At 67.5% G+C, this 326-nt stretch carries 2 pseudogenes; both read right to left on the bottom strand.

The features are described 5' to 3' along the window. Positions 1–101 (bottom strand): annotated as a pseudogene (locus H926_RS32250) (electron transfer flavoprotein subunit alpha/FixB family protein); the annotation flags it as partial. After that, a pseudogene (locus tag H926_RS25775) lies at positions 101–326 on the bottom strand (electron transfer flavoprotein subunit beta/FixA family protein); the annotation flags it as partial. The pseudogenes H926_RS32250 and H926_RS25775, both read right to left, overlap by 1 nt.

The following is a 326-nucleotide window of genomic DNA, read 5'->3' as shown; positions in this document are numbered from 1 at the left end:
GCGACCACGTCGCCAAGCTGGCCCGCTGCCGTTACCGCGCTCAGCGTCGCGTCCTTGATCGCCGCGCCGTCATGCTCGACCCAGAGAAGAACCTTACCCATCACGCGACTCCCAGTTCCTTGAGCTTGGCCACCAGCGCATCGACATCGGCCACCTTGACGCCGGCCGCGCGCACCGGCGGCTCGGCCACTTTCAGCGTCTTGAGGCGCGGCGCCACATCGACACCCAGATCCGCCGGGGTCTTGGTGGCGAGCGGCTTGGACTTGGCCTTCATGATGTTGGGCAGCGAGGCATAGCGCGGCTCGTTGAGGCGCAGGTCGGTGGTC

This window comes from Novosphingobium sp. B-7, assembly GCF_000410615.1.
Taxonomy (GTDB): domain Bacteria; phylum Pseudomonadota; class Alphaproteobacteria; order Sphingomonadales; family Sphingomonadaceae; genus Novosphingobium; species Novosphingobium capsulatum.
The sequence above is the reverse complement of the archived record's forward strand: the minus strand, read 5'-3'. Positions and strand labels throughout refer to the sequence as shown.